At 70.1% G+C, this 14,693-nt stretch carries 16 protein-coding genes; 3 read left to right on the top strand and 13 right to left on the bottom strand.

The window, feature by feature from the left end; all coding sequences use genetic code 11:
• Positions 1–548 precede the first annotated feature (548 nt).
• From NI17_RS02465 to ctaC, 4 genes are all read right to left on the bottom strand, one after another.
• Positions 549–1,832: a L,D-transpeptidase gene (locus NI17_RS02465; protein WP_243597593.1), complete on the bottom strand. Its 1,284-nt coding sequence runs from the start codon at positions 1,830–1,832 to the stop codon at positions 549–551.
• A 257-nt stretch (positions 1,833–2,089) separates the two neighbouring features.
• On the bottom strand, positions 2,090–2,515 hold the full coding sequence (locus tag NI17_RS02460) for a cytochrome c oxidase subunit 4 (RefSeq protein WP_068692620.1): 426 nt from the start codon (positions 2,513–2,515) through the stop codon (positions 2,090–2,092).
• A 12-nt stretch (positions 2,516–2,527) separates the two neighbouring features.
• The gene (gene ctaD / locus NI17_RS02455) at positions 2,528–4,207 is read right to left on the bottom strand and encodes an aa3-type cytochrome oxidase subunit I (protein ID WP_243597592.1); all 1,680 of its coding nucleotides are present in this window, start codon (positions 4,205–4,207) and stop codon (positions 2,528–2,530) included.
• Positions 4,207–5,073 (bottom strand): aa3-type cytochrome oxidase subunit II, encoded by an 867-nt coding sequence (gene ctaC, locus NI17_RS02450; RefSeq protein WP_234402022.1) that lies wholly within the window; start codon positions 5,071–5,073, stop codon positions 4,207–4,209. The genes ctaD and ctaC overlap by 1 nt, the downstream gene beginning before the upstream one ends.
• A gap of 364 nt (positions 5,074–5,437) precedes the next feature.
• Between ctaC and NI17_RS02445 the strand changes: the two genes are divergently transcribed.
• A complete protein-coding gene (locus NI17_RS02445) occupies positions 5,438–5,674 on the top strand; it encodes a sulfurtransferase TusA family protein (RefSeq protein WP_068692619.1) in 237 nt (78 codons plus the stop codon).
• A gap of 88 nt (positions 5,675–5,762) precedes the next feature.
• On the opposite strand, the gene rpsD is transcribed toward NI17_RS02445, so the two are convergent.
• The 8 genes from rpsD to NI17_RS02405 form a co-directional block, all read right to left on the bottom strand.
• The gene (rpsD, locus tag NI17_RS02440; RefSeq protein ID WP_068692618.1) at positions 5,763–6,374 is read right to left on the bottom strand and encodes a 30S ribosomal protein S4; all 612 of its coding nucleotides are present in this window, start codon (positions 6,372–6,374) and stop codon (positions 5,763–5,765) included.
• A 305-nt stretch (positions 6,375–6,679) separates the two neighbouring features.
• Positions 6,680–7,654 carry a carbohydrate kinase family protein gene (locus NI17_RS02435; RefSeq protein ID WP_068692637.1) on the bottom strand — a complete coding sequence of 325 codons (975 nt, stop codon included), beginning with the start codon at positions 7,652–7,654 and terminating at the stop codon, positions 6,680–6,682.
• 163 nt (positions 7,655–7,817) lie between these two features.
• Complete coding sequence (locus NI17_RS02430) at positions 7,818–8,168, bottom strand: HesB/IscA family protein (RefSeq protein WP_068692617.1); 351 nt, start codon at positions 8,166–8,168, stop codon at positions 7,818–7,820.
• A gap of 208 nt (positions 8,169–8,376) precedes the next feature.
• Positions 8,377–9,480 carry a glycerate kinase family protein gene (locus NI17_RS02425; protein ID WP_068692616.1) on the bottom strand — a complete coding sequence of 368 codons (1,104 nt, stop codon included), beginning with the start codon at positions 9,478–9,480 and terminating at the stop codon, positions 8,377–8,379.
• A 68-nt stretch (positions 9,481–9,548) separates the two neighbouring features.
• Positions 9,549–10,121, bottom strand: a complete 573-nt coding sequence (pspAB, locus tag NI17_RS02420) for a PspA-associated protein PspAB (protein ID WP_068692615.1) — start codon at positions 10,119–10,121, stop codon at positions 9,549–9,551.
• 42 nt (positions 10,122–10,163) lie between these two features.
• Positions 10,164–11,084, bottom strand: coding sequence for a zinc metalloprotease HtpX (gene htpX / locus NI17_RS02415; protein ID WP_068692614.1), 921 nt, complete (start codon positions 11,082–11,084; stop codon positions 10,164–10,166).
• Between the two features lie 143 nt (positions 11,085–11,227).
• Positions 11,228–11,512 carry a PspA-associated protein PspAA gene (gene pspAA, locus NI17_RS02410; RefSeq protein WP_068692613.1) on the bottom strand — a complete coding sequence of 95 codons (285 nt, stop codon included), beginning with the start codon at positions 11,510–11,512 and terminating at the stop codon, positions 11,228–11,230.
• A complete protein-coding gene (locus NI17_RS02405; RefSeq protein ID WP_084012708.1) occupies positions 11,509–12,252 on the bottom strand; it encodes a PspA/IM30 family protein in 744 nt (247 codons plus the stop codon). Before NI17_RS02405 ends, pspAA begins: the two co-directional genes overlap by 4 nt.
• Positions 12,253–12,411: 159 nt before the next feature.
• On the opposite strand from NI17_RS02405, the gene NI17_RS02400 reads away from it, so the two are divergent.
• Complete coding sequence (locus tag NI17_RS02400; protein WP_119267950.1) at positions 12,412–13,011, top strand: DUF3043 domain-containing protein; 600 nt, start codon at positions 12,412–12,414, stop codon at positions 13,009–13,011.
• Between the two features lie 65 nt (positions 13,012–13,076).
• Positions 13,077–14,081, top strand: a complete 1,005-nt coding sequence (locus NI17_RS02395) for an aldo/keto reductase family protein (RefSeq protein WP_068692636.1) — start codon at positions 13,077–13,079, stop codon at positions 14,079–14,081.
• Between the two features lie 86 nt (positions 14,082–14,167).
• Here the strand turns inward: NI17_RS02395 and NI17_RS02390 are convergent, their stop codons facing one another.
• On the bottom strand, positions 14,168–14,596 hold the full coding sequence (locus tag NI17_RS02390) for an SdpI family protein (protein ID WP_170163062.1): 429 nt from the start codon (positions 14,594–14,596) through the stop codon (positions 14,168–14,170).
• Between the last annotated feature and the right edge of the window lie 97 nt (positions 14,597–14,693).

Below are 14,693 nucleotides of genomic sequence, written 5' to 3'. Positions count from 1 at the left end.
GCGCCCACCACGGAACGGACAGAAGGCCCGGCGGCAGGGGGAGCCGCCGGGCCTTCTCCGTGCCCTCAGCAGGCCTCAGAGCGCTTCTGCGGCCACACCGCTCTCAGGGGTCCGCTGGGCCCCGAGGGCGCCTGGAGACTTCCCACGGGCCGGCTGAACTTTGCCGGTGGGGTTCTCGGGGCGTCGGGCGTGCGAAGGCCGCGAGCCGGTCCCGTGCCGACCGGCCCGAGGCATTCCACCCCAACCCCCACAACCGGACACCACCGGCTGCCAGTGACCGGTCGAGGCGCCCCCGGCGCCGAGTCCGGACACGGCCCCACCCACCCGCACCCTCGAAGACGGTCCCGCACCACAGGGCACCAGCCCGAGGTTTCCGGTGTCCTCACGGCCCGTCCGCCCGCGGAGGCGCGCCCGGACACGGCGCCGGGGGCGCCTCGACCTGCCGCCGCCAACCCGTGGCCACCCACCCCGCAGGACCTGCGGAACAGCCGGAGGCCCCCACGGCCACGCCGTGGGGGCCTCCGGGGTCCTCCCGGTGGTGTCGGGATCTACTCCGCGGCCTCGGCCTGCTCCTCGGCCGCCGTGCCGTGCGGGGATCCGGGAGAGCCGGGCTCGTCGGTCCGGTCCGCCTCGCCGAGCGTGCTGTGGGACAGCCACTCGTCCCAGGAGCGCTGCCAGTAGCCCCAGCCGTTGTCGACCTCCAGCTCACGGTCGGTGCCGGTGATGATCACCGGGTCGCCCATGTAGGAGTTCTCGTAGAACCACCTGGCGTCCTCGGTGCTCATGTTGGTGCAGCCGTGGCTGCGGTTGGCCACACCGAGGTCCGTGTTCCACGGAGCCGCGTGGGTGAACTCGCCGCTGTTGGAGATGCGGACGGCGTAGTTGACGTCCAGGCGGTAGTAGTCGGGGTGCCCCTCGGGGATACCGACGGTGGCCGAGTCCATGATCAGGTGCTGGTACTTCTCCATCGTCAGGTGGACGCCCGTGGTGGTGGTGTAGGCCCGGGTGCTGCCGTCGCCGTTGCTGATGGGAAAGTCCTGGATCTGCTCCCCGTCGCGGGTGACGACCATGCGGTGGGTGTCGTTGTCGATCTCGCTGATCTGGGACCGGCCGACCTCGAAGTTCAACTGGTAGTTCTCGATGCCGTAGACACCCTCGGAGGCCTGCACCCCGGCGAGGCGCATGTTGACGGTCACCTCCTGGTACGGCTCCCAGTACTCCTCGGTGCGAAACACCGCCGTCCGGTCGCCGAACCAGTTCCAGGCCCCCTGGGCAGGCTTGTCCGAGACGACCTCCATCGCCGCCTCGACCGCCGCCTTGTTCTGCACCGGAAGGTCGAAGTTGACGATGATCGGCATGCCCACACCGACCACGTCACCACTGACCGGGAAGTTCGACTGCAGCTCCAACCGCTGGCCGGGAGTGGCCTCCAGCGTGGTGAACTCGCTGGTGGCCTCGACGGTCTCGCCGCTGGCGCTCTTTCCGGTGGCCACGACCGTGACCGTGCTGCCGGGCGTCAGCGTCCAGTCGCTGACCCACTCGGTCCCGTCCTCGTTCAGCGTTCCGGTGACGGCGTCCAGGCCGTCGCCACCCTCCTCCTCAGGAGTGGACTCGGTGTCCTCCCCCTGGGCGGAGCTCTGGGTGACCTGGACGTCCTCGATGGTTCCGTTGGTCGCGGTAACCGTGACAGGGGTGTCCGGGCGGACGTCGGAACCCCCGTCGGCGGGGACGATGGTGAGCTCTACCGCCGGGACGTCATTGCTGACCTCGCTGGCTTCTTCCTCTCCCGTACCGGAGCACGCCACGGTGAAGAGGAGGCTCGTAGCCACCAATCCGACCCCGAGACGGCGAGCCGCCGGGAATACACTGCCCTCCACGCGTGCGACCTCCAGTATCTGCCTTGTCTGGTGAACAGGGTTTCGCCGTGGTAAGACGCGCAACCAGGCGGAAAGGTTCAAAGAAAAATGAAAAGGGCCTCGGGTGCACGTCACTTGTTCTCGACATACACCAGGCCCGTGACCAAAACGATACCGAAAGGGCGGCGCCCCCCGAAAGGAAGCGCCGCCCGCGGCGTGTTCTGCGGATCCGCCTAGTGCTCGAACTCGCCTCGATAGTACTCGAAGACCCAGCCGATGACGGTCAGCAGGAGCGCGAGGGCTCCGATGATCGTCATCCACCAGCCGATCACCACGCCCACGGCGGTGAACGCCACCGCCAGGGCCACGAACAGCGGCCACCAACTGTGCGGACTGAAGAAGCCGTACTCGCCGGCGCCCTCGTCGACCTCGGCGTCGATCCGCTCCTCCGGCGGCAGGCCGTGGTAGCGCTCACTGCGCCGGGTGGCCTGCAGCAGCCAGAAGCCGACCATCCAGCCGAAGCCGACCGCGATGGCGAGCGCGACCGTCCCGGTCCACTCCACCTCTCCGAGGACGTACCAGCTCGCGAGGGCGTAGATGGCGGCGACCCCGCCGAAGAAGCTGGAAACGCCCATGAACAGATGCGCCTGAACTCGCATGGTGTTTCCCTTCTACTTCGCGCTGGCCGGGGCGGCGCCGGGGGCCGCGTAGGGGTGGTGCAGGTCGAACGCGGGGCGTTCGGAACGGATGCGCGGCAGCGAGGTGAAGTTGTGCCGCGGCGGCGGGCACGAGGTCGCCCACTCCAGGGAACTGCCGTAGCCCCACGGGTCGTCCACGGTGACCTTCTTTCCGTGCCGGGCGGTGTACCAGACGTTCCAGAGGAAGAACAGGGTGGAGGCTCCCAGCACGAACGAGGAGACCGTGGAGATCTGGTTGAGCAGGGTGAAGCCGTCGCCGGGCAGGTAGTCGGCGTAGCGGCGCGGCATGCCCTCGGCGCCCAGCCAGTGCTGGACCAGGAAGGTGCCGTGGAAGCCGACGAACAGCGTCCAGAAGTGCCACTTGGCCAGCGCCTCGTTGAGCATCTTCCCGGTGAACTTGGGCCACCAGAAGTAGAAGCCCGCGAACATCGCGAACACCACGGTGCCGAACACCACGTAGTGGAAGTGGGCCACCACGAAGTAGGAGTCGGTGACGTGGAAGTCCAGCGGCGGGGAGGCCAGGAGCACACCGGTCAACCCGCCGAACAGGAAGGTGACCAGGAAGCCGATGACGAACAGCATCGGCGACTCGAAGGTGAGCTGGCCGCGCCACATGGTGCCGATCCAGTTGAAGAACTTCACGCCGGTGGGCACCGCGATCAGGAACGACATGAACGAGAAGAACGGCAGCAGCACCGCGCCGGTGGGGAACATGTGGTGCGCCCACACCGTCACCGACAGCCCGGTGATCGCGATGGTCGCGCCGACCAGGCTCTTGTAGCCGAAGATCGGCTTGCGGCTGAACACCGGCAGGATCTCGGTCGCGATGCCGAAGAACGGCAGCGCGATGATGTAGACCTCCGGGTGGCCGAAGAACCAGAACAGGTGCTGCCACAGCAGCGCACCGCCGTGCTCGGGGTTGAAGACCTGGGCTCCGACGACGCGGTCGGCGGCCAGCCCCACGAAGGCGCCGGTGAGCACCGGGAAGGCGATCAGCACCAGGATGCTGGTCAGCGCCACGTTCCAGGTGAAGATCGGCATGCGGAACATGGTCATGCCGGGGGCGCGCATGCACAGGATGGTGGTGATGAAGTTGACCGCGCCGAGGATGGTGCCCAGACCACCGACGGCCAGCCCCATGATCCACAGGTCGCCGCCGAGTCCGGGCGAGCGCACCGCGTCCGACAGCGGGACGTAGGCGAACCAGCCGAAGCTCGCCGCGCCGCCGGGGGTCATGAACCCGGCCAGCACGATCAGACCACCGAACAGGAACAGGTAGTACCCGAACTGGTTGAGCCGGGGGAAGGCGACGTCGGGCGCGCCGATCTGCAGCGGCACCAGGACGTTGGCGAAGCCGACGAACAGCGGGGTCGCGAACAGCAGCAGCATCACCGTGCCGTGCATGGTGAACAACTGGTTGTAGGTCTCGTTGTTCATCAGCTGCATGCCGGGGAACATCAGCTCGGCGCGGATCAGCAGCGCCATGATGCCGCCGACGACGAAGAAGCCGAACGAGGTGATCAGGTACATGTACCCGATGACCTTGTGGTCGGTCGACGTCAACCAGTTGACGATCTTGGCGCCCTGGGAGGGCGTCCGTCGCGGCGCGGCGGACTTCCCGGCGGTCGTCGGAGTATCAGCCGTCGTCGTCATCACTGACCATCCTCTTCGTCGGGCGCGTCACCGGTGTCGGTTCCGCCCCCCTCCTCACTCACGTCGCCCAGGGCCGGGTCGGGGGCCGGAGTGTCCTCCTCCAGTTCGGGAATCGCGGGCAGCTCCGGGGGGTTGGCCTTCTGCTCCTCGATCCAGGTCTGGTACTCCTCCGGGCTGACCACCCGGAGGATGAACAGCATGCGGGAGTGGTCGTAACCGCACAGCTCCGCGCAGCGGCCCTCGTAGTCGCCCTCGGTCCCGTCCTGGATCTTGACCTGGAACTCGTTGGGGTGGCCCGGGATGGCGTCCATCTTGAACGCGAACGCCGGGATCCAGAACGAGTGGATGACGTCCGGGGCCGCCAGGTCGAAGTGCACGACGCTGTCGCTCGGCAGCACCAGGACCGGCAGCTCGTCCTTGCTGGTCGACGGGACGCCGGCGACGGAGACCGGGTTGCCGTTGGCGTCGATCTCCTCCTCGTACGTGAACTGCCAGCTCCACTGGAACGCGTTCACGTCGACGTTCACGTCGGCGGGCTCGTCGGTCTCCAGCAGGTAGGTCTGGTCCCGGGCCGTGAAGTAGAACAGCACCGAGATGACGATGACGGGCAGAACTGTGTAGAGCGCCTCGATGGGCATGTTGTAGCGCACCTGCGGCGGAAGCTGCTCGGAGCGCTTGCGGTAGGCGATCACCGACCAGATGATCAGCCCCCAGACGAGAATGCCGACCGCGAACGCCGCCACCCACGAGCCTTGCCAGAGCGTGAGGACACGCTCCCCCTGCTCGGTGATCGGCTCCGGCAGCCCCAGACGAGTGAACTCGTTCGACGCGCAGCCGGTCGCGGCCACAGCCAGCGCGGCGAGCATGGCGCCGCGTGGTGCCCATCGGCGCAGCGCGTGGCGCCGATTCCTATGGCGGGTCGGACTCACGGATTGCCTTCCCAGCGGTGATGCCGCACCGTGTGTGCGGGCGGGTCGTATGTCAAAAGCCTGTCAAGCGGAAACATTATCGCGAACGCCCCAGCCTCCCGACTCCGGGGATCGCTGGTCAGCGTGTTGCGCGGCGTCCGTTGTGAGGGTGCAGCCCTGACCGTAACCTCGGCAGCCCCGGGGACCGCAGGACTGGCTAAGGGGAGATTATCGCTGTGTCCGCGAGGTCCTTCACCGGGTGCCTTTTAGCCGCCCACCGGGGTAAAGATTAGGACACACCCCCATTGGACAAGGAGTCTCGGTGCTGGAGCAGCCGCTGCTGACCATCGACGCGATCGGCCGCAAGTGCCCCGTGCCGATCATCATGCTCGCCGGACGACTGCGCGAGGTGCCGATCGGATCGGTGATCGCGGTGACCGCCGACGACCCGGCGGCACGGACCGACATCCCGGCCTGGTGCCGCATGAAGCGGCACACCTTCGTCGCCGAGGTCCCGCTCGGCCGGGGCAGCGCCTTCCATGTGCGGCGCATGTACTGACCGGCGGGACCACCGCACCGGCCGCCGCGACGACGAGGGCCGCACCTCTCGCGGGGAGATCGTGCGGCCCTGACGCTTCACGCGTGGATCAGCGGGCGTAGTACTCGACGATGAGGTTCTCGTCGAAGGGCACCGGCACCTGCTCGCGCTTGGGCCGGTCCACCACGGCGATCCGCAGATCCCTGTGGCTGACGGCGAGGTAGCCGGCGATCCTCTCGTCGGCGTGCACGCCCTCGGCGGCCTCCACGAACGGGACCATGGTGCGCGACTTCTCCCGCACGCCGATGATCTGTCCCGGCTTGACCTGGTAGGACGGGATGTCCACCTTCTTGCCGTCCACGGTGATGTGGCCGTGGTTGATGAACTGGCGGGCGGCGTAGATCGAGGCGGCGAAGCCCGCGCGCATCAGCACCGTCATCAGGCGCAGCTCCAGCTCGGCGATCATCTCCTCACCGGTGCGCCCCGGCCGCTTCTTGGCGTTCTCGTAGACGCGGGCGAGCTGCTTCTCCGACAGGTCGTAGTACCAGCGCAGCTTCTGCTTCTCGGCCTGGCGGACGGCGTAGTCGCTGGTGGAGCGGCGCACGCGGCGGCCGTGCTCACCCGGGGGGTAGGGCCGCTTCTCGAAGTAGCTGACCGCCTTACGGGTCAGCGGGGTACCGGCGCGCCGGGACAACCGCACCTTCGGTCCGGTGTAGCGCATTCAAGTCCTCCGTTTTCGGTTCTCAGACAGAGCGGGAATCCCAGGTAAGGCTCGCCTAGATCTGGGAGGCTCACGTGAGGCCCTGCCCGTCCGGGCTGTCGGACGGGTCCGTTCCCCACCGCCGCGGTGACCCCGTCGCGGCGGCGTTGGCGGTGATCCCGGCACGCGTCTCAGCGCCCGGGCGGTTTCATGCCGAGCGCGCGGACCAGAAGAGGTCGGCGCCGAGATGCCCGGACACGAGGGTCGGACATCTACTCTACGCGGGATTCGGCGGTGCCCCGACCACGGCCTCGGCCGGTCCCGGATCAGGGCATCCGGTCGGCGACCTCGGCCGCCGCGTCGTCGCCGTAGGAGCGGGCCAGCCGGTCCAGGAGGCTGGCGGCGGTCAGCCGGTACTCCTGCGGACCGCTCACCTCCAGGCAGTGCACGGCCGCGGCGTTGCCGACCTGGGCGCAGCGGTCCAGTTCCAGGCCCCAGGCGACGGCCGCCAGGAACCCGGCGCGGAAGGCGTCACCGACCCCGGTGGGGTCCGCCGGGTTCTCGACGTGGGCGGCGGGCACGTGCAGCGTGGGTTCCCCGGCGCGGTCGACGCGCACCCCCTTGGCGCCCAGTGTGGTCACCCGGGTCCTCACCCGGGAGAGGATCTCGGTGTCGTTCCAGCCGGTCTTCTGCTCGGCCAGCGCCTTCTCGTACTCGTTGGCGAACAGGTACTCGGCGCCCTCGATGAGGGAGCGCACCTGGGGTCCCTCCATGCGGGCGAGCTGCTGGGAGGGGTCCGCGGCGAAGCTCACCCCCCGGACACGGCACTCCTCGCTGTGCCGGACCATCGCCTCGGGGTCGTTGGCGCCGACCAGGACCAGGTCGAGACCGCCCACCCGCTGGACGAGCGGCCACAGTTCGATGTTGCGCGCCTCCGTCATCGCCCCGGCGTAGAAGGAGGCGATCTGGTTGTGGTCCCGGTCGGTGGTGCACACGAACCGCGCGGTGTGCCGCATCTCGGAGACGTGCACGCCCGAGACGTCCACACCGTGGCGCTCCAGCCAGGCGGAGTACTCGGCGAAGTCCGGGCCGACCGCGCCGACCAGGACGGGGTTGAGCCCCAGGCAGCCCAGACCGAAGCTGATGTTGGCCGCGACCCCTCCCCTGCGCACCTCCAGTTCGTCGACGAGGAAGGACAGGGAGACCTGCGCCAGCTGGTCGGCGATGAGCTGTTCGGCGAACCGGCCCTCGAAGGTCATCAGATGGTCGGTGGCGATTGATCCGGTAACCGCGATGCGCACGGCGGCGGGCTCCTCGGGGTCGAAGACGGGTGGGAACGGCACAACTGTATCCAGCGCCGCGGGGACGCCGCGGCCGCGCGGCCGGGCCGGCGAAAAGGCGGGGCCCGTCCGGAGACGTTCCGGACGGGCCCCGAAGCGGCGCGCGGTGCGGGCCTCGGTCGACTCAGTGGAAGGAGTCGCCGCAGGCGCAGGAGCTCTGCGCGCTGGGGTTGTCGATCGTGAAGCCCTGCTTCTCGATGGTGTCGACGAAGTCGATGGTGGCGCCCATGAGGTAGAGAATGCTCTGACGGTCGACGGCGAGTTCGACCCCGTTGTGGTCGGTCACGATGTCTCCGTCGAGCTGACGGTCGTCGAAGTAGAGCTGGTAGCGCAGTCCCGAGCAGCCGCCGGGCGCCACACCCAGGCGCAGTCGCAGATCGGTGCGGCCCTCCTGGGCCAGCAGCGTCTTGACCTTCTCCACCGCCGCGTCGGTCAGGGTGACCCCCTGCGTGGTGGCGTCAGTCTGAGCCGTCATGTGCGAATTCCTCCAAAACGGGGTGGCCGCCGCCACAGGCGACCCGTCGGTTCCTGACGTGTCAACGTCAGCGTTCGTTCCGGCATTCCATCTGGTGCTCAATCCTCAGAGTAGGTCGTCGGGCGGGCCGTCGCCATCCGCCGGCCCCGCTGACGTGCGTCCGGCCGCGCGGTCGCGTCCGCCTCGGCGGCGCCGGACGGCCACCGGCTCAGCGCTTCCAGTCGCTCGCCACCCGGGCGGCGAGCGCCCGCAGCTCCGGACCGGAGCGCTCCACCGCGGCCTGGACCGATCCGGCGGACTCGACCAGGGAGTGGGCGGCGGTGACGCCCGCCGCCGCGGCCTCGGCCCCGTCCACCGCGACCCGCCCGGCCAGCACCAGGCAGGGAACGCCGTGCCGGGCCGCGGTGCGGGCCACTCCGTGCGGAAGCTTGCCCCGCAGGGACTGGGAGTCGAAGGAGCCCTCCCCGGTGACGACGACGTCGGCGGAGGCGGCGAGCTCGTCGAGGCCGACCGCGTCGAGCACCAGACTGACGCCCGACTCGACCGTGCCGCCGAGCAGCAGCAGCCCGTAGCCCAGACCGCCCGCCGCGCCCGATCCGGGGACCCGGCGCAGCCGTCCGTCGGGGTCGGCGGCCTCGGCGAAGCGGGCGAGTGCGGCGTCCAGGAACCGCACCTGCTCGGCGTCGGCGCCCTTCTGCGGGCCGAAGACGGCGCTGGCTCCGTGCTCGCCGAGCAGCGGGTTGTCCACGTCGGTGGCCGCGACCAGGCGGACTCCGCGGACCCGTTCGCGGGCGGCGGCCAGGTCCACGGGGGCGTCCAGGTCGGCCAGCGCCGCTCCTCCGCCGCGCAGCGTCCCGGCGGGGGCGGCGCCCAGGGCGGCGAGCATTCCGGCGCCGCCGTCGTTGGTCGAACTGCCGCCCATGCCGACCACCACGGTGCGGGCCCCGTGGTCGACGGCCCGGGCGATCAGCTCGCCGACCCCGTGGGTGGAGGTGGCGCCGGGGTCGCGCCGGTCCGGGGGGACCCGGTGGAGGCCGCACGCCTGCGCGCTCTCCACGTAGGCGGTGCGGTCCACGAGGAGGAACCGGGCCGCCACCGGTTCGCCCAGGGGGCCGGTCACCTCGGCGGGCACGAGGGTGCCGCCCAGGGCGGTGTGGAGCACCTCCACGAACCCGGGACCGCCGTCGGACAGGGGAAGCAGGGTGCACTCGGCCGCGGGGTCGACGGAGCGCCAGCCTTCGGCGACGGCCTCGGCCGCCTCCAGCGCGGTGAGAGTGCCTGCGAACTTGTCGGGAGCGATAACGATACGCACGTCTGTAGTCTGCCGGGGAACCTCGCCGGACGCGCCGGTCCCCTCCCGTTTCGGCGGCCCGGGGGCGCTCACAGGCCCGGCGCGCCGTAGACGGGAAACCAGCGGCTCTTGTCCGGCTCCATGGCCAGCTCGTCACCGAGCGCGGCGCTGACCTGGAGTTCCAGGGCGTTGTTCCGGCTGTGCGCGCCCTGCGGCGCGAACGGGTAGAACGTGCCTCGCTTGTACAGGTAGACCAGGGCGACCCGGCGTCCGCCGGGGTCGGCGAAGACCACCAGGGAGCACAGCAGCGACGGCCCGAACCCGGCGCTCTCCAGACTGGAATTGACCGCGTGCAGGTCGGTGACCAGTCCGGTGAGGTCGTCGGCGGAATGGGCGCGCACCACCAGCCAGGTGTAGCCGTACTCGTCGCGCGCCGCCTCGACCTCGGGGCCCTCGTCGGCGTTGAGCAGGTCGGTGATCTCCTGTTGGAGCGCGGCGAACGCCTGCCCCTCGGCGGCGCGGAAGGCCACCGACGCGGCTCCGGTGGGGGTGAGGCCCGCGACCGCCCGCAGTGTCACGGTCGCCGACGGCAGGGCGAAGAGCTGGTCCAGATTGGGTCTGCGGGGCCTGCTGCGGCCCAGCAGCGCGCGGAGGAAGCCCACGGTGTGCTCCTTCCTCGGTCGGTTCGGGGACGGCAACTGCGGTCAGCCCTCCCTGCCGAGGCGGCGGGAGATCTCGGCGAGTTGGGAGAGGCGCTGCTCGACCGGGGGGTGGGTGGACAGCAGCGAACTGAGGCTGAACCCCTCCCCGGAGAGGGCGGGGGTGAAGAAGAAGGCGTTGAACGGTTCGACCTGGCGCAGGTCCCGGGTGGGGATGCGGGCCATGTCCCCGGTGATCTTGGTCAGCGCGCTGCCCAGCGCCGAGGGCCGGGCCGTCAGGTGGGCCGCGGCGCGGTCGGCGGACAGTTCCCGGTAGCGGGAGAGCATGCGGGTCAGCAGGAAGCTGAGCACCCACACGACGGCGCTGACCGCGACCACCAGCAGTGCGACCACCGCGGGGGCGGGGCCGCCCTCGCGGCCGCGCCCGCCCCCGGCGATGAAGGCGAAGCGCACTCCCGCCTGGACGAGGAAGCCCGCGACGATGCCGAGGAACCCGGCGATGGTCATCACGGTCACGTCGCGGTGCGCCACGTGGGACAGCTCGTGCGCGATGACCGCCTCCAGCTCGACGTTGTCCAACCGGCGGCGCAGTCCGGTGGTGACGCACACCACCGTGCTCTTCCTGCTGTGTCCGGTGGCGAAGGCGTTGGGGACGTCGGTGCGCGCGACGGCCACCCGGGGTTTGGGCATGTCGGCCATGGCGCACAGCCGGTCCACGATCGCGTGCAGCTCGGGCTCCTGGCGCGGGGTGACCTCGTGGGCGCCCATCGCGACCATGGCGATCCGGTCGGAGGCGAAGTACTGGACGACCGCGAAGCCCGCCACGACGAGGATGACCAGCCACCACGGCATGCCCACCCAGACCAGCGCTATGACGAAGGCCACGTAGACGACGCCCAGCAGGGTCATCGTCACCGCCATCCGGGTGGTCAGCCCCCGGTCGGGTATGAACCTGTCACGTGCCACGACACACCGCCTTCCGCCTGTTCGGGGCGGGCCGGGCGCGCGACCCGGCCGGAGGCCCCGCGGACGGACACTGACCGCAGGGGCGGGAAAGAAACACGGGGCCGCCGACGTCGCGGCGGCCCCGTCCGGACCGGGGAGAGCGGCTAGAGGCTCTCGGGGATCAGCCCCTCGTCGCCCAGCATGGCGCGCACCTCGTCCATGCTCGCGTCGGGCGGGGGCAGGATGTACTGCGACGGCTGGAGGGAGTCGTCGGGCAGCGGACTGCCGTCCTCGCGGACCTTGGCCAGCAGGTCGTGCAGCGCGACGCGGAAGACCGCCTCGTCGCCCGTCTCGATGGCCTCCTCCAGCTTGCGGTCGAAGGAGTTGAGCACGTCGAGATCGGCCTCGGACAGGTCGAGCTGCCCCTCGCCCATGATGCGGACGATCACGCGCCGCCCCCCTCGATCTGCTTGGGGGTGCCGTCCCCTCCGCTGCCGAGTTCACGCCTCATCGCCTCGAGCTCCCGCTCGACGCCGTCGGTGCTGGCCATGCGGTCCAGCTCCGTCTGGATGTCGTCGCGGCTGGAGCCGGTGAGGTCGTCGAGCGCGCCCGAGGCGAGTAGTTCGTCGACGGCGCCGGCGCGCGCCTGCAGCTCGGAGGTCTTGTCCTCGGCCCGCTGGATCGCCATGCCGACGTCGCCCATCTCCTCGGAGATGCCGGAGAAGGCCTCGCTGATCTGGGTCTGCGCCTGGGCCGCGGTGTAGGTGGCCTTGATGGTCTCCTTGCGGGTGCGGAAGGCGTCGACCTTGGCCTGCAGCCGCTGGGCGGCGAGGGTGAGCTTCTGCTCCTCACCCTGCAACTGGGCGTGCTGCTCGCGCAGTCCGTCGATCTGGCTCTGCAGTCCGGACTTGCGCTGCAGCGCTTCGCGGGCGAGGTCCTCGCGCCCCTGCGTGAGCGCGGCCTTGCCCTGGTTGGTCAGCTTGTTGGACTGCTGCTCCAACTGCTGGATCTGCAGTTCGACGCGCTTGCGGGAGGTGGCGACGTCGGCCACCCCGCGCCGCACCTTCTGCAGCAGCTCCAGTTGCTTCTGGTACGAGTAGTCGAGGGTCTCTCGCGGGTCCTCTGCGGCGTCCAAGGCCTTGTTCGCCTTGGACCTGAAGATCATGGAAAGTCGCTGAAACACGCTCATCGGCGTGGCCGTCCTCTTTCTCGGTCCGTATCGGCTGTTCCCAGCGGGCGCTTCTCTCAACCTTATGTGCTCCGACCGCAGGTCGCCATGAGGCGTCGAGCGGCTACCCTGGTGGATGTGTTCCGTCGTCGCTCCGCCTCAGCACCCCAAGAGCAGGTCATGAGCAACTCCACCCAGTCCAAGGACGATCAGGCGCCCGCCCGCAAGGGGTACTCCCCCAAAAAGCAGGTCCCCACGCCCAAGCGCAAGGAGGCGTCGCAGCAGCTGCGCAGGCCGCTGTCGGCGCCCCAGACGCGCAAGGAGGCCTACAAGCAGCTTCGGGAGCGGGAGCGGCGCAGGCGGCAGCGGGAGCGGGCGGGGCTGGTCAAGAACCCCGAGGACCGCTACATCCGCCCCCAGGACCTCGGCCCCGCGCGGGCCCTGGCCCGCGACTACGTGGACTCCCGCCGCACGGTCAGCGAGTTCTTCCTGTACTTCTCGCTGGTCATCATCGCGCTGCTGTTCCTGCCCTTCCAGGATGTCCAGCTGTTCGTCACCTACGCGGTGTGGCCCATGATGATCATCACCATGGTCGTCGAGGGATTCTTCACCGCGCGCCGGGTCAAGAAGCTGATCGCGGAGCACTACCCCAAGGAGACCGAGAACGTGCGCGGCGCGGGCATGTACGCCGTGATGCGCCAGATGCAGATCCGCAGACTGCGGCTGCCCAAGCCGCGGGTGGGCGTGGGCGACGACTTCCTGGCCAAGCACCGGCGCTGAGCCGCCACCGCGGACCGCGCGGGGACCGGAGAGGGCTTCGGGGTCCGGCGACTAAGGTGATGATCATGGAATTCCGTCATCTTGGCAGAAGCGGACTCGTCGTCAGCGAGATCTCCTACGGCAACTGGATCACCCACGGCTCCCAGGTCGAGGAGGACGCGGCCGTGGCGTGCGTGCACGCCGCGCTGGACGAGGGCATCACCACGTTCGACACCGCCGACGTCTACGCCCAGGGCCGCGCCGAGGAGGTGCTGGGCCGCGCGCTCAGGGGCCAGCGCCGCGACGGCCTGGAGATCTTCTCCAAGCTGTACTGGCCGGTGGGTCCGGGCAGGAACGACCGCGGCCTGTCGCGCAAGCACGTCATCCGCGCCGTGGAGGAGTCGCTGCGCCGCCTGGGCACCGACTACCTGGACCTGTACCAGGCGCACCGGTTCGACCACGCCACCCCGCTGGAGGAGACGCTGCGGGCCTTCGACGACCTGGTCCGCCAGGGCAAGGTCCTCTACGTCGGCGTGTCGGAGTGGCGTGCCGACGAGATCGAGCGGGCGCTGAAGATCGCCGACGAGATGGGGCTGGACCGGATCGTCTCCAACCAGCCGCAGTACAACATGCTGTGGCGGGTGATCGAGTCCGAGGTCGTTCCCCTGTGCGAGCGCGAGGGCGTGGGGCAGATCGTGTGGTCGCCGATCGCCCAGGGTGTGCTGACCGGCAAGTACAAGCCGGGCCAGCCGCCTCCGGCCGGCTCGCGGGCCACCGACGAGAAGTCGGGCGCGCACTTCGTCCGGCGCTACCTGGACGACCAGGACCTGCTGACGCGCGTGCAGGAACTGGCTCCGCTGGCCGCCGAGGCCGGGCTGAGTCCCGCGCAACTGGCGGTGGCGTGGGTGCTGCAGAACCCGAACGTGTCCTCGGCGATCATCGGCGCGTCGCGGCCCGAGCAGGTGCGTGACAACGTCAAGGCCGCCGGGGTCAGGCTCGACGCCGGTCTGATGAGCCGCATCGACGAACTGCTGAGCGAGTTCGTCCAGCGCGACCCGTCGCTGACCGCCAGCCCGAAGGAGCGCCCGTAGGCGACGGCCGCGTGCCGCCGCCCCGGTCCGCCCGCCCCGGGGTCCCCGCCATCGGCCCCGGGGCTGCGCCCCGTGACGGAGCCGCGTCATCGCGGCGGTCGCCCGTCCTCCTCGCGCCGCGCCGCACGGTGCGCGAGCACGGTGCCCGTCACCAGCAGGAGCAGGGTCAGCGCGCAGGCGGCGAGAACCGAGGAGAGCTGCACGGCGGGATTCTCGGCGAGGAGGAGTCCCACCCCGCCGACCAGGAACGAGGCTCCGGAGGCGACCACCCAGGGGCTCGATTTCCGGTGGACCGTGTACCAGGCGCGCTCGTTTCGCAGCGTGTAGGCGGTGCGGATGCCGACGAACAGGTTCGGCCGGAGCCTTTCCCGGGCTCCCATCACCCCCGTGGCGGCGACGGCGGCCCCGGCGAGCGCCAGGACCGCGAAGAGCGCGAGGCGGGCCGCTCCCGGCAACGGCTCGCCCGACCAGGCGGTGGTCGACAGGACGGTTGGATCCAGCAGGCTCCCCGCCAAGGCGCGGCCCTTTCCGTTGTGCTTCTGCGCGGTCTTCTCCGGCCGGCTGTCCGTCGCCCGCCGGATTCCGCCAAAATACCCCGAACTGTCAGAGCCG

The sequence above is a fragment of the Thermobifida halotolerans genome (assembly GCF_003574835.2).
Taxonomy (GTDB): domain Bacteria; phylum Actinomycetota; class Actinomycetes; order Streptosporangiales; family Streptosporangiaceae; genus Thermobifida; species Thermobifida halotolerans.
Note: the sequence above shows the minus strand (reverse complement) of the source record. Positions and strands in the feature narration are given on the sequence as shown.